Below are 19,793 nucleotides of genomic sequence, written 5' to 3'. Positions count from 1 at the left end.
AGATGTTTTTTTCCCCGTATGTCAGGGCAGGGTTTCGATCTTTTGCATCAACCGGCGGGCGTTGCCGATGTTCTCACGGGCCTTGTCGTGATACGGATCGCAGGCCAGGGCGATCTCCCACTCGGCAATGGCTGACTTGAGGTCCTCGTTGATAAAGTGTTTCACGCCGTTGCGGTAGTGAATCTGGGCCAGGTTCGCTAAGCGGGTGTGGACGGTTTTTTTCAGGGCCATGCTGGCCTCATGGCTTTCATCGGCTTGCTCCAACACCTTTCTGGCCTCCAAGAAACGCTTGCGGTCGAAGTGGTCCAGGGCCAGCCGGTAGCGCGCTTCGTTGGCCAGATCGCGGGCGTCCATGCTGTCCGGCGCCTCCTCGAGCAGCCGTTCGGCCGTGTCGAGACTCTGCCGATACTCCCCCTTGTCAAAATGGTCACGGGCTTCGGCAAGGACGCGTGCGGCCTGTTGCTTTTGCATGGCGGCTTGCAGCGCCTCTGCGGCCGCATCCTTGCCTGCGAACCCGTCCGGAACCAATGCAAGGGCCGCCTGGGCGGCTTCCAAAAATCCCGATGCAATTCGGGCATTGGCCTGTTTCAGATGGATGGTGTGGATCAGGGTTTGGACGTCGGGGTCATCTGGATCCGCCTGCCCGGCCAGGGCCAGGGCACCGTCAAGGTCATTTCCCGCCAGCAGCGCCTTGGCGTCGGCCAGTTGGGTAGGCGGCTTTTTTTTGCGGACTTTCTTTGGATGCGTCTTCTCCAGCTTGGGCAGAATCAGCAGGGTGCCGGGCGGCATCTCCTGGCCCACCGGCAGATCGTTGAACCAGGCCACGAGAAAGGCTTTTGTTTCATCGCCGAAGACTGCTTTGGCGACGGTCTCGGGCCGGTCACCCGGAGCCGGCTGGTTCACGGCCAGCGGAAAAGGCGAAAAGCGGGCATTGATCTGTACCAGGGCCGGCTGAAACGTGGGATCCAGGCGAAGTGCAGCCAGGAAATGGTTGCGGGCCGTCGGCTTGTTTTTTCCCAGTGCGGCGATCCCGTTTTGATAGTGGGTGTTGACCGCGTCGGCAATCTTGCTTTTCAGACGAGATATTTCACGACCGGCTGCTGCTGGGTCTGCCGCTATGCGCTCAACCAGCCGCCAGTGATCCAACGCCATGGCGAGCTCACCGCGGGCCTCCAGTGATCTGGCCCGTTCGCTGAGGCTGCCGGTCTGTGCTGCCGCCCACCAGGGACCGGCGCTCAAAAACTCTGATACCGAATTCATCGTTCCCGCGCAGCCGCAAAGGATGACGGCGGCAATGAGGGCGATGACTGGCGGCAATCGTCTCATCAGTTGAGGTCTGCCGGGATAATGGTGGTGAGCAGCTTCGCGAACTGCTCCGCGTCGACCCGGCTGTCGATGGGGGTGCGATGGATGCCGTACCGGTCTGCGAAAAAAGGATTGTTTCCGGCTCGCCGGATGAAGGCGGCTGCGAACCCGAGTTTGGCGGCCATGGCGGATACCAGGCTGCTGGTGTCGCCATGTGGGTAGGCCAAGTACAGGCAGGGTTCATCCAGGTGCGCCTCGATCTCATGGCGCGAGCGGTGCAGTTCGGATTCCACTAATTTGAAATAGGTTTCGAATGCCTGCCCTTTGGTTCGGCGGGTCAACGATCGTCCGCTTCGTCCACGGCATCCGATGGTGAAGCCGTCTTTGCGGAACTGCCTGACCTGGTCCCAGGTCATGGCATGCTTGCGGCCCACAGCGCTGGTGGACAGGAACACCGTTGCGGTGAATCCCAGTTTTTTCAGAATGGGAATGCCCGTTGCATAGAGGCTTTGGGATGCGGTATCGAAGGTGATCAGAACCGACCGGCGGGGGAGCTGGCCCGAGAATTTCATAAAATCGATGAGCGCGTCGGGAGTAATGGTGACGAAGCCTTCGTTTTTCAGCCAGTGCATCTGGTCGTTGAAGGTTGACGGCGAGACCTGCCCGGTTGAATCACCGATACCCGCATAGGCCAAGACGGGAACGGTCTGATAGCCGTCCGGAAACAGGCCGCCGGGCTGGAAGGGTCCCGTGGGGACCATGACCGGCTCACCCCCGGTAAACGTTTCGCGACCGTTGTATTCGACGATCATCCACCCTTTGGAGGCGTCGTTTAAAAAACGCTGGGCGATGGAGGCCGGCGTGTCGGTCTGGCGGGCTCTCACCAGAAGGGGCAGCGGAAGGGCCGGGTCGGTATTGGTCTCCTCGCCATGGATGGCTGGCGGAAGCAGAATCGCGCCAATCAGCAAGGCTGTGCAGATGAGGAATCGGAATGATCGATGTCTAATCGGATGATTTGACATAGTCCCTTTGTTTGATCGACGCCACGCGCCAGGTTCTTACGGGGGCGATTTTGCCCTTGATGGTGCGTGTGCCGGCCGGTTCCACGCTGACGAGTGCGCGCAGCCGGTCATAGACCGCATCCGTCACCAGGACTTCTCCGGGAGTTGCCAGCTCGCTGAGACGCGACGCCAGATTGACCGTGTCACCGATGACGGTATACTCCATTTTTACCTGGGAGCCGATGTTCCCTGAAACAATGGGGCCGGTGTGGATACCGATACCCACGGCAGACAAAAGAGGATTACCATGGATGCTGCGCATGTGCAACTGATCCATGAGGTCAAGGGCGGCCCGCACGGCCCGCTCCACATGGTCCTTCCTGAACACCGGTACACCAAAAACCCCCAACACGCCGTCGCCGATGAACTTATCAACATAACCGCCGTATTCCATGATGGCGCGGGTGGCAATCTCGAAATAGGTGTTGAGCATGTCGACCACCTCCTCCGGTTCCCGGTCTTCGCTATAGGCGGTAAATCCCCGGATATCGGCAAAAAGGATCGTGGCATCGTTCTTGTGGCCCTTCAGCCACATCTTTTCCGGGTCGGCCAGAATCATTTCCAGCACATCTTCGCCCACATATTTGCCGAAGGACTGGCGGGTCAGCTTATGCCGGAACAGCTCTTCGCCCATCTGGTTGAAGGCGGTGGCCAGGTTGCCCAGTTCGTCCTGACGATTGAGTTCCACCCGGTAGCGGTAGTCTCCTTTGCCGATGGCCTCAGTGGCGGCCACCAATTCCAGGATGGGTTTTGAAAATCGCAATCCCAGATAAACCGCGATGGCCAACCCGACAGTCATCATTACAGCGGTTACGTATATAATGAATCCTTTTTCCTTGTTGACCAGCCGCTCGATAAAATCCAAAGAGACGCCCACGTGCACCGCCCCTACGATCTTGTCCTGAAAGATCACCTCCCGGGTCAGGTTCAGCATCTGTTCACCGGAATCGGCAACGAAAGAAAAGTAGGAAATGTCTCCACGGGTTTCCGGCTGTGCTGCCGGCGTGGGGGATGCCAGGGTCGTGCCGATCCGATCCACATCGGTGTGTGCCCGGATCAGACCACTGTTGTCGGTCACCACCGCATAGCGCAGTCCTTCGGTGGCGGTGGCTTCCTTGATCAGGGTGTTGAGGTTGAGAATGTCGTCGTCGATGAGCGGAATGCGGGCGTTATTGACAAAATAGTTGAGGCTTACCGTCCCAACGGTCACGGTCTGGTCGAAAAGCTGGGCCTTTTGCCGGTTGATGATAAAATAACTGAAAGAAACGATGGTGACGGTGACGATGATCAGCGAACCGATGCTGAGTTTGAGCCAGATGGGGATGGCCGGGGCGGGGAGTCGCTCGGCCAGGGTGCCGCGCTGCCGGAGAATGAGTTCCCGGATATTGTCCGACAGGGAGGCGACGGAAATCCTGAAGTTCTCATTGATTGCCCCCACCACAGCCGTCTCGGCGGCCAGCCCCAATTCGGTAATGATGTGGCCCAGGCGCACGGCCTGGCCGGTTTCGACCAGCCGCTGACGCTGGGCGGCCAGGGCGGTTTCCAACTGCTTGTCGGTGATGATGCCCCGCTTTACCAATACCTGGCCCAGCTGCACATCGCCCGGCGATCGTCGCCGGAAAATATGCTGGATATCTGAAAAAAGGGACCTGGGGGCCTGCTGCATCGCTGCACCGCATCTGTGGAGGGTCATGAGGCGTCGAGTGACGATGACCGCCGCCCGAACCGAGAAGAACTATAATGGGGTGAGTCGGCCGGTGTCAACACGCAGCTTGGGTGTCGTTGACAGAGCGAAGACGGAAGGCTATTTTATTCGATAAGGCATCGGCCGCAAACAGCCATCCCCATGGTCAACTTTCATGCGCCTCCAGGCAACCGGCAAACAGAGGCTGCAGCGGTTTCACGCAACCCACATACAAAGGCGGAGAAAGATGAAAACAGCCAACGACATGATCCAGGAAAAGGGAAGCGATATTCTGTGTGTCCCGGAGGGGACAACCGTTTTGGAAGCGCTGAAGCAAATGAACGCGCACAAGGTCGGGGCGATCATGGTGACCCGTGGCGGCAAGCCGGTGGGCATCTGGACGGAGCGCGATCTCATGCGAAACACCCTCGATGAGGCCTTCGATCCCAAGACCGTCCACATCGAGGACTACATGACCAGGGACCTTATATTTGCGCCCCACACGGACACGGTCTACAATCTTATGGATAAATTCCTGGGGCTGCGGGTGCGTCACCTGCTCATCGAAAAAGATGGAAAAACCATCGGGATGGTGTCCAGCGGTGATGTCATGAAGGCCTCCATTCAGGAAAAGGACGGAGAACTCAAACAGCTCAACTCGATGGTGGGCTGGGATTACTACGAAAACTGGCGATGGCGGCCCGATTCAAAATAGCGTCTCGGGCCGCTGGCATCCCATCACCGCCGACGGTCAAGCTTTTTTCGGTGGCCGGGGAGGGCTCACCAACGCCTCCCCGTCCAACACCCGGGTCCCTTCCTGAGTGACGCAGGTCGTTCTCAGGCGGACCCGTTTCTTATCTTCCATTTTCTCGACCACCTCCACCGTCGCGGTCACCGTATCACCGATGCGTACCGGGGCCAGAAAATCAAGTGTCTGTCGCAGGTACACCGTTCCCGGGCCGGGCAGACGCGTACCGATCACGGCGGAAATAAAACCCGCCGATAGCATGCCATGGGCGATGCGTGTCTTGAAAAACGTGCCCTGTGCGTAAGCCTCATCGATGTGCGCCGGATTAAAATCGCCGGTAACGCCGGCAAACAGGTAAATGTCCGAATCGGTCACGGTTTTAGCGAATCGATCCGCATCCCCGATGGCAAGCTGGTCGAAGGTTTTTCCGATCATGTTGCATCCCCTTTGCATGGTCGTTCCTGATTGTTAGTCGATCACTCGACTAAAAGAATTCCTCCACCTTGTTGAACGCCTCATCCACGGTCTTCTTATACTCTTCGCGGCCCTTTTTAAAGGTGTCCACCCATTCCTTCACGGCCTTTTTGCCCTCTTCGGGCATCCAGGTGGCCTGACTCAACATGGTGTTGGCCAGGGTTTCGTTCTGGTCCTGAACCATTACCATGGCGTTGAAGGCATTGTTGAATGCGGATTTGTTGAAGTCGACCATCTGCTTGAAAACTTGTTTCTGATCCATGGTTGCTCTCCTTTTTTTGTTCCTGTAATTGGGTTTGGGGTAAGCGTTACGGGTTGCGTGTGTATTTTCCCTCCACCTCTCCCGCAACGACTGATCGCTGTTGCGCCGTCACATTCGTGGGAGAGGGGGGGTGATCACTTGGTTTCAATATAGGTCCCCGGCGGCGGATGTCAATGATAAAATGTTGCATTGCACAATAATGCCAGTTTGCCATTGCAATTTTTCAGGTACTGTATATATTCAGATATCTTTCAAGAAAGCAGGCTGAAAACCAATCGCAAATGAGCTTTTGTTGCATCGTATCAAGATGAGAAGGGAATATTCGATCCATGCCTGATCCACTACTGTTGAAAAAATACAGCAATCGGCGGCTCTACGATACCCGCAACAGCTGCTATGTCACCCTTGAAGATGTATCAACGATGATCCGCTCCGGCGAACAGGTGCAGATTAGCGACGCTTCCACCGGAGAGGATGTGACCGCCTTCATCCTCACCCAGATTGTTCTGGAGGCGGCCAAACGAAGAAACAGCCTGCTGCCGGAATCGGTGCTGCACCTGATTATCCGATACGGAGACAATGCTCTGGGCGAGTTCTTCGAAAAATATTTTCAAAAGACCCTCCAAAACTATCTGGACACCAAAAAGGCGTTTGATCAGCAATTCGGAAAGTGGCTGGATATGGGCATGGAGCTGCCCAAACGCATGCCGGAGATGATGTCCGGTGCATCCTCTATCGAAGGCATGCTAAACCTATTCGGCCTTTCCCATCCATCCGCATCAAACAAACCGGATGCGAAACACCCGGACCCCTCAGGGCGCCTCGACAGCGAACAGAAACCAAAAGCATAACCCCTACCCACAGCGTCGGTTATACCGTTTTTGCCTCGTAGCACCATGGCAACAGCGGTCCCGGCTGCCGGAGATACCCATGTCTGCCATACCTACGACCCGTTTAACCCCCACTGGTTCCCCCTTGCGCTGGCTGACCGATGGCATCGCCTATGCCGGAGATTACTTTCAGCGCACGGTTCTATTTGCCGATATCATGAGACGCCGGGGAAACCAGTACCTCGATCATCTTCGTCAGGGCCAGCCGCCGGTGCTGACTTTTTCATACGACATCCTGCTGGACGGCCGGAAAATGGATCCGCCCACCAATTTCTACCTGGCCAGGATCCGGGACCGCCGGACCCCCTCCGAACCCCGGCTGCACGATGTAAAGGAGAAACGGCGTCTCCAGCGTGTCAAGACGTCCCCCAAGGCATCCCCGCGTCCAATAATCATCATCGACCCGCGAGCGGGCCACGGCCCGGGAATCGGCGGCGCCAAACGCGATTCGGAAATCGGAATGGCTCTGGATCAGGGATATCCGGTGTATGTGATCCTGTTCAGCACCCGGCCGGTCGCCGGGCAGACCCTGGATCATGTTCAACTGGCCATGGCCATGTTTGTGGAAACGGTGCGGGACTGCCATCCGCAAGCTGGAAATCCGGCTATTATCGGAAACTGCCAGGCCGGGTGGGCCGCCGCGCTCTTAGGGGCAGTCAGGCCCGACATCACCGGGCCCATCGTGATGAACGGTGCACCGCTGTCCTATTGGGCCGGCGTAAAAGGCAAGCATCCCATGCGCTACAAGGGCGGCCTGGCAGGCGGCGTGTGGCAGGCCTCCTTATGGGGAGACCTGGGAAATGGCATGTTCGACGGTGCCCACCTCGTGGCCGGTTTCGAGGACCTCAACCCGGCCAACACCCTATGGAACAAGCATTATCACCTGTGGGCCAACCTGGACACGGAAGCTGACCGTTACCTGGAGTTCGAGCGCTGGTGGAACGGCTACTACCTGCTCACCGCCGAAGAGATCCACTTCATCGTTGAGCAACTGTTTGTGGGCAACCGTGCCCAACGGGGGCGATTGGTGATGAACGACCAGCGTGTTGACCTGAAGGCCATGAAGGGGCCCATCGTGGTCTTTGCCTCCCATGGGGATAACATCACCCCTCCCCAGCAGGCCCTCAACTGGATACCGGCCGAGTGGGGCAGCGTGGACGAAATCCGACGCAGGCAGCAGACCATCGTTTATATGGTCCACGGCACCATCGGGCATCTGGGTATTTTCGTTTCCGCGGGTGTTTCCCGTAAAGAGCATCGCGAGATCATCGCCAGTATCGACCTGATGGGGTACCTCGCTCCCGGCCTCTACGAAATGGTAATCTCGGATGACGACGGCGGTATGCGGCAGGTCCGGTTCGAAGAACGGGAGATGGCGGATATACTGGCCATGGATGACGATGACGACGACCAGGTCGCATTTGGGTCGGCGGAGGCGCTTTCGCGATTCAACGATCGGGTTTATCGTCGACTGGTGCGGCCCTGGGTGAAGGCAGCGGTGAATGAAGCCACGGCCGAAACACTCAGGCAATTGCATCCCCTGCGGGCTTCCCGCTATGGGTTCTCCGACCTGAACCCGTGGATGGCACCGGTGGCCCGCCTTGCCGAAGAGGTGAGAAAACAACGTCGGCCGGTACTGCCGGACAATCCCTTTTCGGCCATGGAAAAGATGTTTTCCGATACCGTATCGAAAAGCCTGGACATCTATCGGGATTATCGTGACCGGACGATCGAAGCCTGGTTTTATGCCATTTTCGACCATCCGTGGATGCGGGCGATAGCGACCGATGAAACGGCCAATGACACCGCCGAATCAAGCGGATGCCGGGTCGGCGAGCTGGCGGATATCGACGCCGGCGGCTTTGCCGATGCGGTTGTGAGAATCATGGTTGCTCTGGCCCATGCCGGCTCCGGTACGCGCCGGCGAAGCCTTGCGGCCTATGACGGTCTGGCTGGCCGGGATATCCGCCTGACGGATGTTCATGGCGCCACCTTGAGCGCAATGATCAAAAAGCAGTCCGCGATCATGAAATCCGCGCCGGAGGCGGCACTCAGTGCACTGCCCGGTTTGCTTCCCTGCCGGGCTGACCGCCAAAAAGCCCTGGCCATCGCTGCGGCGCTGATGGTGAACGAGCCTGATTCAGACCCCCAGGTGATACGCATGCGCGATGCCATTGCCGCTGTAATGGGGATTTGACTTGTTCTCACATGTCAGGTATCTGTGGTCCAATTCCCAGCAGAGACGATTGTTCCACGAAAGGCCCGCCACTCATGATATGCTCCCAGTGCCACGGTGCGGTCGATGAACAGGCGGCGGCCTGCAGCCGGTGCGGGGCCGTTCTGCCTCTGGCGGTTCAATGCGGCCAGTGCCAGGCCGTTAACCGCCCGGGCAGCAAGTTTTGCGACCAGTGCGGCAAACTCCTCGAACAGCGTTCGGATCAGCGCGTAGAATCCCTTAAAAGCGAACGCAAGCATGTGACCGTGCTTTTTTCCGACATCAGCCGCTACCGGGAAACCTTCAACCGGGTGGACCCGGAAGAGGCCCGGGAGGTGACCCGCCATCTCTTCGAAGAGATGGTCAAGATCATCTCCCGCTACGAGGGATATGTTGACCGCATCCTCTGGGACGGGGTGCTGGCGGTATTCGGCATGCCCCAGACCCATGAAGACGATGCCATCCGGGCCATCCGGGCGGCGATGGAAATCCGGCGGATGGTTTCGCGATTGGAGCGTCGCTACGCTGACCGCCTCGGCGGTGCGCTTGCCATGCGATCGGGCGTTGCCACCGGCCTGGTGGTTACCGGATCTACGGAAGAAAAGACCGGGCGACACGGCATCACCGGCGATACCGTCAACCTGGCCGCCCGGCTCAGAGACCTGGCCGCACCGGGAGAAGTGCTGGTGGACAGCAGCGCCTTCTCCGCGGCTGCCGGATTTTTCAACTTTCAAGTCCAACCCCCTGTGACGGTCAAGGGACGGGCTCGGCCGGTTTTGGTATACCGGGTTCAATCGGTCACCCCGCAACCGGATAAAGTGCGGCGGGTCCACGGGTTGAAAGCTAAACTCATCGGGCGCGACCGGGAATTGAAGCAGTTGGAAGATGCCGCGATGCGGCTGCTGCGCAAGGAAGGCACGGTGTTGACCGTGTCCGGGGATGCCGGCACAGGGAAAAGCCGCCTGATCTCGGAATTCAAAGATTCCAGTGCAGCGGAGGCCTTTCGGTGGCTGGACGGCCATGCCTATGCATATAACCGTGGAATTCCCTATTACCCGTTTATCGACATGCTCAACCGGCTTTTCGAGATCCGCGAAGAGGACGCCGAAACGATTATCGAGACCAAGCTCCAGGCCGGGATCGAACCGCTGGTGGACGACCCGGATGCCGTCGCTCCATTCTTGGCGGGGTTGTATGCCGTCTCTTCGACCGAAGCCCTGGCGGCCGGCCCCGAGATCTATAAATCCCGGCTCCAGAGCGCATTCATCACCCTGCTGTCGGCACTGGCCCGTCGGGAGCCCACGATTGTCTGCATCGAAGATTTGCACTGGGCGGATCCATCCTCTGTCTCGCTGATTCGGTTCCTTCTCAAAGAGTCGGGGCTTCCCATCCTGTTTGTGATCAGTTACCGACCGACCTTGGATTTTCCTGACGGTGAGCGTGGCGAACCCCTATCTTATGCGCGTGAAAGCATCCGGCTCGCCGATCTGGATGCGCCATCGTCAAGGGAGATGATCCGGTCGCTGATGAACACCCACACCATTCCCGAAGCCCTTGACCGCTATATTTTCCAGAATGTGGAAGGCAATCCCTTTTACCTGGAGGAGGTCGTCAACTCCCTGATCGACAACCGGCACCTCAAGCGAATCGGCAGTGGTTGGCACCTCGATGAATCCCTCGACTTTTCCGACTTCTCCTCCACCATCAACGGCATCATTCACGGGCGGCTGGACCGGCTGGGAGATGCCGCCAAAACCATTCTTCAGGAGGCATCGGTCATCGGACGCGTGTTTCGTCTGGAGCTGCTGGGCCGGGTCACGGCGTTCCCCGCCCAAGTCAAGGCGTGCATCGATAAGATCGAACGGGTGGATCTGATCCGCCGGATTCCGGGCCAGGATGAACCGGCCTACAGCTTCAAGCATGCCATTGTTCAGGAAGTGGTTTACAACAGCCTTTTGAAGACCGATCGCCGGTCAATTCACGAGCGGATCGCCCGCACCCTGGAAAACCTGTTTCACGGCCGTTTGGACAACGTCCTGGAGATCTTGGCGCTGCATTACGCCAACAGCGACTGCACCCACAAGGCTGCTGAATACCTGATTCGCTCCGGTGAAAAAAGCCTGGAAAAATATGCCGTGGAGGAATCCCATGGCTACTACGAGAGAGCCTACCGGCTTCTGAACCGGATTGCCGCCCCCACCGCCGTTGAACTGGCCATGCTCATCGACCTGATCATCAAGTGGTACTTTGCCTTTAACAAACGGGGGCTCTTTCGAGAGATGCTGGACCTGCTGCGAAGTCATGAGGCTGCCGTGAATGAATTTGGCGACCCCTTGCGAACGGGCATGTATGCGGTCTGCATGGGATGGGCACTGCAGCGCAGGGAACTGGTGACGGAATCCTACACTTACCTGATGCGCGCCTTGAAGATCGGTCAGGACCTGGGCGACGACAACCTGATCGGCTACAGCAGCGCCGGTCTTTGCTGGACCTGTACCGATCTGGGTCGGATGGACGAGGCCCTGGCCTATGGTCGGCAGGCGGCGAAGGTGGCCGAACGGATCGAAACCGATCGCGAGCTGATCCGGTTCAACCTGACGGGAATGGGTCTGCTGCATTTTTTCAGCGGGGATATCAATGACTGCTGGAAAACCGGAGAAAAGCTGCTCCAATTCGGTGAGGCGGCCGGAGATGCCCGCACCTTTTCGGAAGGCTATCTGCTGATGGGCGCCGCCCGGATGGCGGCGGGAGATTTCATGAAGGCCGAGTCTCTGCTGATAAAGGCCATCGAGGTGTCGGTCGACCCCATTTACAGCCTGAATGCCCGGTTTTTTCTCAGCTATGCCTATTTCTCGCAAGGCAAGGTCCCCATTGCCGCCCGAACCCTCGAAGCCGTCATCGCCACCACCGAGCAGTACGGTTACGAATATGTCGGCACGTCGGCCAATGCCTTCTATGGCATCGTCTCGGCTACCATGGGCAACCTGGGAAAAGGGGTTGCCATCATTCGAGAGCGGATTCAGACTCACCGGCAGCGGGGCAAACGCAACCACGATTTGATATTCACGCATATGCTGGGCAGATTTTACCTCTCCTTGGTCCTGCGAAAGGGGGCCATGGGCTTTCCGGCCGCGATCAGAAATGCCGGATTCCTGCTGCGGACGCTGCCGGTGGCATCCCGACTGGCAGAGCGTTACCTGCGCGAGGCCATCCAGATCGGTACGCAGATCGGCACCCGCCTCAGGCTGGCCCAGGCATGCCTGGATCTCGGCTTGCTCTACGGCCATAAAAAACGATTCACCGATGCCCGGGATTATATTTCCAGAAGCATCGACCTGTTCGATCGATGCGGTGCCGACGTGCTGCTCGGCGATGCCCGGGCGGCCCTGGACAACCTTGTCCGATGAACGCGCCCCGCCTGCCGGTAAAACCCGATCCTGAATCGGTCATTGCCGCCGGAGAGGTCCGGATTCCGTTGGTGGCCTGCGGCTCGCGCTGGCTGGTGGTTGAAAAACCCTGTGGCTTGAGCATTCACAACGACCCTGGAAACGACCTGTGTTCCCTGGTTCTGGCCGCCGTGCGGGCGGGGTGTCTGCCGGCCCTGGGCCGGGATATTGCCGCCATTCACGCGGCCCATCGCCTCGACCGGGACACCAGCGGCATCGTGATGCTGGCCGGCGGTTCGAAAGCACTGGCCTTCTTTGGCGGGCAGTTCGCTGCAAAGACCGTCCGCAAGCATTACCTGGCAGTGGTCCATGGCCGCCTTGAAATGCCGAGCGCAGAACGGGAACGGGCCGACTGGAGCTGGCCGTTGACCGCTGCGGCCGCCGGGCGGAACGATCCCTTGGGCAAAGGCAAACGAATCCCCTGCACCACCCGATGGCGAACACTGGCCCACAGCCCGCATTATTCCCTGGTCGAATGCGAACCCCTCAGCGGCCGGAAGCACCAGATCCGCCGGCATGCCAAGCTGGCGGGCCACCCGGTCGTGGGGGACCGGCGCTACGGTTCGGTCCGCGCCCTGAACTATCTGCGGCGGCACCGCCATTTCAACCGGCTGGGCCTGCATGCCCATGCGCTGACCCTCCATCTTCCCGGTGATACCCAACCCACAACCTTTCAGTCCGGCGGATTGCCTGAGGCGATGCGGAAACTGCTGGACATGGACCGTTAACCGGCCTGGGAATTGGAAAGCGCCTGGTCCGGTCCGAAAGGAACATTCATGCAAGGTGATGCAAAACCCTTTCAAGACAAGATCGTGGAGATCCTCAACCATGGTTCCTTGAATCTGGCCATGGGATTAGGCTACCGTGCCGGCCTGTTCGACATCATGGACGCCAAGGCTCGGCCATGCACCGTGGAAGAAATCTGCAAGGCGGCCGGATTGAACCGTCGGTATGTGCAGGAGTGGCTGGGGGTGATGGTGTGCGGGGAGATTGTGGCGCTGGTCCGGGACGATGACGGCCAGCCCCGGTTCCTGTTGCCCAAAGCCCATGGGGATGTTCTCGCGCGCCGTGCCGGAAGCGGCAACCTGGGCGTATACACCCAGGAAATCCCTCTGTTGACGGCCTGTGCCATGGAGTCGGTGTTCCAGGGCTTTCTGACCGGAGCGGGGGTTCCCTACGAACAGTATCCGGCCTTTCATGATTTCATGGCGCAGCTGGGCGACGCCAAGCACCGCCAGGTGCTGGTCAATACGTTCCTGCCGTCGGTGGACGAAGGCAGTATCGTCCAGGCCCTGCACCGGGGCATCCATGTCTGCGATCTGGGATGCGCCCAGGGGGTCGCCATCCTCCTGATGGCACAAGCCTTTCCCGCCAGCCGGTTTACCGGCATCGACATCAGCGTCGACGCCCTTGAGACCGCCCGGGCCGATGCCCATGAAATGGGCTTGACCAATGTCTGCTTCGAACAGCGCGACGCAGCCGAGTTATACCATCCCAACAGCCTGTCCGCGCGCTTTGACTATATCACCGCCTTCGATGCCATCCATGATCAGACCCGGCCGCTGGAGGCGCTGCGGGGGATTCATGAACTGTTAAAGCCAGACGGCGCCTTTTCCATGATCGACATTGCGGCGGAGAGCGACATGGAAGGCAACCGGAACCATCCCATGGGCGCATTTTTGTACACGGTCAGCCTGATGCACTGCATGCCGGTAGGGCTGGTGGATGGTGGTGCCGGTCTGGGGATGATGTGGGGGAGGCAACTGGCTGAAAAAATGCTGGCAAAAGCCGGGTTCGGGCGGGTGTCGGTGACAACGATCCCCAACGACCCGTTCAATCTGCACTTTTTCTGCCGGAAATAACGGCAGGCGCGGTTTTGGTCACTAACGCCGCTTGGGTGAATAGGTCAACAGGGAACGGGGGGCAGGTTGTTTTTTCGGCAGGTCTTCGAGAGTCGGTGCGGCGGTGCCGGTGTGGGCCGGTGGCTGCATGGAACGTTCACGGGCTTCTTTGGATAGGGTAACCCGGTCGACAACGCCGAAGGTATGCTCCTCCCGGCCCTTTTGTTCAGCGGTTGCCCAATTCGGTCGCACCAACCGTTCGATGGGGGAGATTTTCCGGTTGTCCACTATGATATAAGGGGTATCGTCTATCATTGGCGTCACGCCTTGTTTTGGGCTTGCCGATCGCTTTTTATGTCGTAAATTGCCCTTATCACCATAATCGTTACAAACAGCTGATTATTAACATACTCTTTTCTTTGGTACAAGGCGAGAAGGAATATGCGTGTCGCCATGGCTCAATTGGTTATGGGATCATTCGCGCGTCCGATTATTCAGCTTCCCGACCTTGATCGCTCTTAGAAGCCTGCCATGGACAAGGCGCTGAGGATGCCTCTTTCCTTGCGCCAATAAAAATTTGACAAAACCCAATCCCCTTTTTATGATCAATCCATATACAAGCCCGATGCTCATGAGAAACCGCCATACGACCTGCGGTCGCTGTTCCTGCTATTGGCGCCCTTATCATCACGGCTGACATTGCCGTCGCATTTCCATCTTCCTGCCGACACTCCGGGCAAAATCGTTCTTTCTTTTTTTAGCTATTTGAAAGACCGTGTCGGGAGGTGAAATCTGAGAACCGACATCAATCCATCCCACGGGAACGTTAGACCACGCAATGCCCCCGTGAATCGCTGCGGCGCGAAACGGTTCAACACCGCCGCTGTCCTCTCCTTTTTTATTTTGTTTGCCCTGTGGATCGTTTTTTCCGGCCGGTTCGATGGATTTCACCTTGCCATGGGTATCATTTCAAGTGCCCTGGTGGCCGCCTTCTGCGGAGATCTGATGTTCGGCTCCCGCCAACCAAGAGGCGTCTTCTCACTATGGCTGCGACTGGCCGGATATGTGCCCTGGCTGATCGTCCAGATCTTTGCCGCCAACCTGCACGTGATGGTCCTCGTGTTCCATCCGCGAATGATGGAACTGATCAATCCAAAAATCATCAAATTCGACAGCCGGTTGAAGAGCGATTACGCCCGCATGCTGTTTGCCAACTCAATCACGCTGACCCCCGGCACGATTACCGTGGATGTGACCGCACTCGGCCGGTTCTCGGTCCATTGCATCGATGATCCATCCGGGCAATCGCTTCCGGGAAAAATGGAAGCCAAGATCGTTGCCGCTTTCCGGGAATAATGGACACGTTTTTCCTCTACAGCAGTTTTTACCTGAGCCTGATCATGCTGCTGCCCCTTTACCGGGCCGTTTTCGGGCCAACCGTTTTGGATCGCCTGGTGGGGGTCAATGCCATCGGCAGCAAGACGACGGTGCTGCTGATCCTGATCGGGCTGATTTACGGCCGGGTGGAGATGTTCGTCGATATCGCCCTGGCATACGCGCTGTTGAACTTTATCGCCGTTTTGGCGGCTTCACGATATTTCCAGAAAAAGAGAGACTTGAATGAAGAACCCGCCGAATGACCCTTGTGAGGGGAGGATTTTGCCATGGAAATAGTGGTCGGGCTGCTTCTAAGCGGCGGGTTGGTTTTTTTCACCGGGGGTGCCATCGGTATCCTGCGCTTTCCCGATTTCTATACCCGGCTGCACCCGGCCGGGAAACTGGATACTGCCGGCCAGCTGCTGGCGCTCTCCGCGGTCGCCCTGTATGTGATCGCCGATCCGAGCCTTGAGCATATCCTGACGGCCGCCAAGATTGGGCTGATCGTCATTTTCGTGCATCTCACCAGCCCGACGGCCACCCATGCCATAGTCGATGCAGGGGTGCGGGCGGGTCTCAAACCATGGCAAAAGAAGGTCGACGATGATTTGGCAGATTGAATTCGTGGTCCTGCTGATCGTATTGATCTGCGGCATCGCCGCCATCACGGTCAAAGACCTTTTGGGGGCCGCCATTCTTTTTGGGGCCTACAGCTTCATGATGTGCCTGCTGTGGGCCATCATGGGGGCGGTGGATGTGGCCTTTACCGAAGCATCCGTAGGAGCCGGGGTCAGCACCGTGCTGTTCGTCGCCGCGGTGTTTCGCACGTCGAGGAGGACCAAGGATTGAAAGCAGCCGGGATCGGAATCGTCCTTCTGTTCGGCAGCCTGCTGGTCTATTCATCCCAGGATTTTCCGCCGTGGGGAGACCCGGGCGCACCGGCGAGCATGCATGTGTCGCCCCACTATATCGAAGCGTCCCTGAGGCAGACATCCGTCCCCAATATCGTTACGGCTGTTCTGGCCGATTACCGGGGTTACGACACCTTGTTCGAAACCGTCGTCATCTTTTCTGCCGGCGTGGCCTGTCTTTTCCTGTTGCGGGTTTTCAGGCGCATCCAGCCCGATTCACGCATGTACCGGCATCTGCCTTCGGGTATCACCCTGCGCCTGTCCACCGGCCTCGCCCCGCCGGCGACGTCCAAGGAATTTGAACGAATCGACCTGATGTGGGTGCCATACGATGTCGTGGTCAAAACGACCAGTCGACTGATTGTGCCGTTCAGCCAGCTCTTTGCCCTTTATGTCATCGCCCACGGCCACCACAGTCCGGGCGGCGGGTTCCAGGGAGGAGTCATCCTGGGCGCATCGATCATCTTGTACGCCATTGCCAACAATATACGGGAAGGCCTGAGGCGCATGGATGAAAAGCGGGCCGTCTGGCTGTGCGTGCTGGGTGTCTTCATTTACGCCGGCACCGGATTGCTTTGCATGCTGCTGGGTGGGAACTATCTGGACTATGGTGCGCTTTCCTCCTTGCTGGGTATCGATGCGGTGGCGGTCCGCTCCCACGGCATTTTAATGGTCGAGATCGGCGTGGGCATCACCGTGATGGCGGTAATGGTCCACCTCTATTACTGCCTGGCCTCGGCCGGCCGGTACGACGAAGGGTTGTAGACGTGAACGAGCTTGGGGTTCTGATCGTATCCAAGGCCAATTATTGGATGACCATCGCGTTGATGATGGTGGGTCTTTACGCCATGATCGCCAAGCAGAACCTGGTAAAAAAAATCATCGGCATGAACATTCTGCAGACAGCGGTGATTTTGTTCTTCATCTCCATCGGTGCCAAAAGGGACGCCACCATTCCGATCGTGATGCATGGACCTGGCGCCCATGGCCATGCACTGCGGGCGGTCGATTACATCAATCCGCTGCCCCATGTCCTGATGCTTACGGCCATCGTGGTTGCCGTTGCGACCCTGGGGGTCGCCCTGGCCCTGGCAATCAAGATATTCCGGCAATACCGAACGCTGGATGAAGATGAGATTTTGGTTCAGCTGCAGGACGGACCGCAGGGAGAAAGCGATGGTTAGCGGGGCTGATTTAAAACAGATCGTCATGCTCACCTATTTGACGGATCCCATGCGAGACCGGCTGGCCCAGATTGTCGACGTACTCAAATTCGACAAGGGTGAAATCATTTTCAAGGCCAAAGAGCCCTCGACCCGCTTCTACATGCTGCGCTCCGGCCAGGTGCTGCTGGAGCAGAGAATCTCGGACCAGGTAACCGCCTGCGTCGCTGCAATCAAACCGGGGTATTCTTTCGGATGGTCGGCGATGATCGATGACGAGATGTATACGGTAGATGCTGTCTGTGAGGCGCCATGCGAAGTCTTTTCTTTCAAACCGACGAAGATCCACAAGCTTTTTGAAAGCGATCCGGAGATGGGTCTGCGATTTTACCGGCGCTTGCTGGTCATCATCAAAAAACGCCTCGACATTCGCACCGAACAGTTCAAACAGGCCATCAAAAACCATCCGGACATGCAGGCGCTGTTTCAATAACCGGCAGCCTGATCAACGCACCAGCGAGGATTGCCATACGCCAAGGATTCCGTCGTCCGGACACCTGAACCAACCGAATTCGTTCACTTCACGGGTCCAAGCCATGACTGCCCAGATTCCTCCCATACTTGTCATACTTCCCCTCATGACGTCCTTCTGTGTCTTCTTGACGGGCTGGTGGATCAGACGTGCCGGGTTCCTCTTGGCGGTTATGGCGTTGAGCGGCTGCCTCATCCTGTCGGTGGTCACCCTGAATACGGTTTTCGCGCAAGGGGCGATCCACTACCGGCTGGGAGGATGGAATCCTCCATGGGGCATCGAATTCTACGTGGATCATCTCAGTGCCTACATGCTGGTTGTGGTCACCGGGCTCAGCCTGATCGCCGCTATCTATGCCAAGCGACCGGTTGAAGGGGAAATGCCCGATCGGGTGGCATTGTTCTGGTGTCTGTATCTCCTGCTGGTCACCGGATTGGTGGGGATCATCGTCACGGGGGACATGTTCAATTTGTTCGTCCTGCTCGAGGTGGCTTCGCTTTCCGGATATACGCTGGTGGGCATCGGCCGGGGGCCTGCTTCGGTGGCCGGATTCAGGTACCTGATCATCGGCACTATCGGCGCCAGTTTTTACCTAATCGGTATCGGCTATCTGTATGTGATGACGGGATCGCTCAACATGGCGGACCTGAATGCCATCCTGCCGGCACTCTATTCAACCCGTGCCGTAAAGACCGCATTCGTCTTCATCGTCGTCGGCTTTTCCATCAAGATCGCCCTGTTTCCCCTGCATGCCTGGCAGCCGGACGCCTACACGTACGCCCCGTCCGCGGTTACCGTCATCATCTCCACAGCCGTGGCCAAAACATCCACCTATGCCCTGATCCGGGTGCTCTTTTCAGTATTTTCCATAAACTTCATCCACCGCATCCTGCCGGTCTTCGACCTCTTGTGCTGGGTGGCAGCCACGGCCATGATCGCCGGATCCATTTTTGCCATCCGCCAGACCAACTTCAAACGGATGCTGGCCTATTCCAGTATCGCCAATGTGGGCTACATCGTGCTGGCCATCGGGCTGGCCCCGGCTACCCGCCAGGGGTTGACCCCGGCGGTCATGCATATCCTCAATCACGCCGTGATCAAGGGGTGCATGTTCATGGCAGCCTGCGCCTTCATCCATCAGTTCGACCGTGGGGACATTCGCCGGTTCGACGGTCTCGGCCGGCGAATGCCGTGGACCTGCATGGCCCTGTTGCTGGCCATTCTGGCCATGATCGGCATGCCGCCCAGCGCCGGCTTCGTCACCAAGTGGTATCTCATTCTGGCTGTGCTGGAAGCCGAAAAGTATGCCTTCGTTGCCGTGATCTTCGTCAGCACCCTGCTGATGATCGTCTATTTCTGGCGACTGGTCGAAACCATGTACGTTCGGCCAACGCCTGTCGCGCAAAACGCGGATATTCACATAGAGGAAATCCCGTATAGCATGCTGGTTCCGTGCGTCACACTGGGGGTGCTGACCTTTGCCGTGGGCGTTGCCTGGATGTCGGGTGTCCTGACGCCAGTTCTGGATGCGGTGAACACGACGTTCGGATTGGGGGCCCCGTGAACGAAGCCATCGCCTCGATCAAACCGATTCTGGCGGTGCTCTGCCCGTTGATGGCGGCACCAGCGATTGTGCTGCTCCGCCGGCAGCCCAACCTGCGTGAGAGCGCCACCCTCATTGCGGCGGTGATCCAGTTCGCCATCATCCTCTCGATGGCCCCGGCCATCGTCGGCGGGGATCGGCTCGATTTTCGGATCATCGATATCGGCGCCGGAATCGCGGTGGGCTATCGCGTGGATGCCTTCGGCCTGATGTTTGCCGTGACTTCCTCGTTTCTCTGGATCCTGGTCTCCCTGTATTGCATCGGATACATGCGCACGCTG

General features: G+C 58.1%; 21 protein-coding genes and 1 pseudogene. 15 read left to right on the top strand and 7 right to left on the bottom strand.

The annotated features are described in order from the left end of the window. Positions 1-21: 21 nt before the first annotated feature. The 3 genes from ACZCED_RS20270 to ACZCED_RS20260 are packed head-to-tail and all read right to left on the bottom strand — an operon-like array spanning position 22 to position 4,059. Entirely contained in the window at positions 22-1,326 is a 1,305-nt protein-coding gene (locus tag ACZCED_RS20270; protein ID WP_462970555.1) for a tetratricopeptide repeat protein, read from the bottom strand. Beyond that, positions 1,326-2,273, bottom strand: a complete 948-nt coding sequence (locus ACZCED_RS20265) for a polysaccharide deacetylase family protein (protein ID WP_464861567.1) — start codon at positions 2,271-2,273, stop codon at positions 1,326-1,328. The genes ACZCED_RS20270 and ACZCED_RS20265 overlap by 1 nt, the downstream gene beginning before the upstream one ends. A gap of 34 nt (positions 2,274-2,307) precedes the next feature. Next, on the bottom strand, positions 2,308-4,059 hold the full coding sequence (locus tag ACZCED_RS20260; RefSeq protein WP_464861566.1) for an adenylate/guanylate cyclase domain-containing protein: 1,752 nt from the start codon (positions 4,057-4,059) through the stop codon (positions 2,308-2,310). A gap of 238 nt (positions 4,060-4,297) precedes the next feature. Between ACZCED_RS20260 and ACZCED_RS20255 the strand changes: the two genes are divergently transcribed. Next, entirely contained in the window at positions 4,298-4,765 is a 468-nt protein-coding gene (locus tag ACZCED_RS20255; protein WP_464861565.1) for a CBS domain-containing protein, read from the top strand. Positions 4,766-4,801: 36 nt separating this feature from the next. Here ACZCED_RS20255 and ACZCED_RS20250 read toward each other — a convergent pair whose 3' ends face one another. Both ACZCED_RS20250 and ACZCED_RS20245 read right to left on the bottom strand, forming a co-directional pair. Next, on the bottom strand, positions 4,802-5,233 hold the full coding sequence (locus ACZCED_RS20250; protein WP_462970559.1) for a MaoC family dehydratase: 432 nt from the start codon (positions 5,231-5,233) through the stop codon (positions 4,802-4,804). A gap of 49 nt (positions 5,234-5,282) precedes the next feature. Then, complete coding sequence (locus tag ACZCED_RS20245) at positions 5,283-5,534, bottom strand: hypothetical protein (RefSeq protein WP_462970560.1); 252 nt, start codon at positions 5,532-5,534, stop codon at positions 5,283-5,285. Positions 5,535-5,863: 329 nt separating this feature from the next. On the opposite strand from ACZCED_RS20245, the gene ACZCED_RS20240 reads away from it, so the two are divergent. The 5 genes from ACZCED_RS20240 (at position 5,864) to ACZCED_RS20220 (ending at position 13,947) form a co-directional block, all read left to right on the top strand. Next, positions 5,864-6,385 (top strand): polyhydroxyalkanoate synthesis regulator DNA-binding domain-containing protein, encoded by a 522-nt coding sequence (locus tag ACZCED_RS20240; protein ID WP_462970561.1) that lies wholly within the window; start codon positions 5,864-5,866, stop codon positions 6,383-6,385. Between the two features lie 79 nt (positions 6,386-6,464). Continuing rightward, positions 6,465-8,621, top strand: a complete 2,157-nt coding sequence (locus tag ACZCED_RS20235; RefSeq protein WP_462970562.1) for a DUF3141 domain-containing protein — start codon at positions 6,465-6,467, stop codon at positions 8,619-8,621. 74 nt (positions 8,622-8,695) lie between these two features. Further along, positions 8,696-12,046, top strand: coding sequence for an AAA family ATPase (locus ACZCED_RS20230; protein WP_462970563.1), 3,351 nt, complete (start codon positions 8,696-8,698; stop codon positions 12,044-12,046). Beyond that, positions 12,043-12,813 carry an RluA family pseudouridine synthase gene (locus ACZCED_RS20225; RefSeq protein WP_462970564.1) on the top strand — a complete coding sequence of 257 codons (771 nt, stop codon included), beginning with the start codon at positions 12,043-12,045 and terminating at the stop codon, positions 12,811-12,813. The genes ACZCED_RS20230 and ACZCED_RS20225 overlap by 4 nt, the downstream gene beginning before the upstream one ends. A gap of 48 nt (positions 12,814-12,861) precedes the next feature. Beyond that, positions 12,862-13,947 (top strand): class I SAM-dependent methyltransferase, encoded by a 1,086-nt coding sequence (locus ACZCED_RS20220; protein WP_464861564.1) that lies wholly within the window; start codon positions 12,862-12,864, stop codon positions 13,945-13,947. 21 nt (positions 13,948-13,968) lie between these two features. Here ACZCED_RS20220 and ACZCED_RS20215 read toward each other — a convergent pair whose 3' ends face one another. Both ACZCED_RS20215 and ACZCED_RS20210 read right to left on the bottom strand, forming a co-directional pair. Beyond that, positions 13,969-14,241, bottom strand: coding sequence for a hypothetical protein (locus ACZCED_RS20215; RefSeq protein ID WP_462970566.1), 273 nt, complete (start codon positions 14,239-14,241; stop codon positions 13,969-13,971). Between the two features lie 372 nt (positions 14,242-14,613). Further along, a complete protein-coding gene (locus tag ACZCED_RS20210) occupies positions 14,614-14,877 on the bottom strand; it encodes a hypothetical protein (protein WP_464861563.1) in 264 nt (87 codons plus the stop codon). Positions 14,878-14,883: 6 nt separating this feature from the next. Here ACZCED_RS20210 and ACZCED_RS20205 point away from each other — a divergent pair, with 6 nt between their 5' ends. The 9 genes and pseudogenes from ACZCED_RS20205 to ACZCED_RS20165 all read left to right on the top strand — a co-directional run. Beyond that, the gene (locus ACZCED_RS20205) at positions 14,884-15,282 is read left to right on the top strand and encodes a Na+/H+ antiporter subunit E (protein WP_464861562.1); all 399 of its coding nucleotides are present in this window, start codon (positions 14,884-14,886) and stop codon (positions 15,280-15,282) included. After that, a complete protein-coding gene (locus ACZCED_RS20200; RefSeq protein ID WP_462968305.1) occupies positions 15,282-15,566 on the top strand; it encodes a monovalent cation/H+ antiporter complex subunit F in 285 nt (94 codons plus the stop codon). The genes ACZCED_RS20205 and ACZCED_RS20200 overlap by 1 nt, the downstream gene beginning before the upstream one ends. A gap of 24 nt (positions 15,567-15,590) precedes the next feature. Beyond that, entirely contained in the window at positions 15,591-15,923 is a 333-nt protein-coding gene (mnhG, locus tag ACZCED_RS20195) for a monovalent cation/H(+) antiporter subunit G (RefSeq protein WP_462968304.1), read from the top strand. Further along, positions 15,907-16,152, top strand: coding sequence for a Na(+)/H(+) antiporter subunit B (locus ACZCED_RS20190; protein WP_462968303.1), 246 nt, complete (start codon positions 15,907-15,909; stop codon positions 16,150-16,152). Before mnhG ends, ACZCED_RS20190 begins: the two co-directional genes overlap by 17 nt. Then, entirely contained in the window at positions 16,149-16,979 is an 831-nt protein-coding gene (gene mbhE, locus ACZCED_RS20185) for a hydrogen gas-evolving membrane-bound hydrogenase subunit E (RefSeq protein WP_462968302.1), read from the top strand. The genes ACZCED_RS20190 and mbhE overlap by 4 nt, the downstream gene beginning before the upstream one ends. A 2-nt stretch (positions 16,980-16,981) precedes the next feature. Then, a complete protein-coding gene (locus ACZCED_RS20180) occupies positions 16,982-17,398 on the top strand; it encodes a cation:proton antiporter subunit C (protein ID WP_462968301.1) in 417 nt (138 codons plus the stop codon). After that, positions 17,391-17,870 (top strand): cyclic nucleotide-binding domain-containing protein, encoded by a 480-nt coding sequence (locus tag ACZCED_RS20175; RefSeq protein WP_462968300.1) that lies wholly within the window; start codon positions 17,391-17,393, stop codon positions 17,868-17,870. Before ACZCED_RS20180 ends, ACZCED_RS20175 begins: the two co-directional genes overlap by 8 nt. A 217-nt stretch (positions 17,871-18,087) precedes the next feature. Beyond that, complete coding sequence (locus ACZCED_RS20170) at positions 18,088-19,473, top strand: complex I subunit 5 family protein (RefSeq protein WP_462968299.1); 1,386 nt, start codon at positions 18,088-18,090, stop codon at positions 19,471-19,473. Beyond that, a pseudogene (locus ACZCED_RS20165) lies at positions 19,470-19,793 on the top strand (monovalent cation/H+ antiporter subunit D family protein); the annotation flags it as partial. The gene ACZCED_RS20170 and the pseudogene ACZCED_RS20165, both read left to right, overlap by 4 nt.

This window comes from Desulfosarcina sp. (assembly GCF_055467485.1).
Note: the sequence above shows the minus strand (reverse complement) of the source record. Positions and strands in the feature narration are given on the sequence as shown.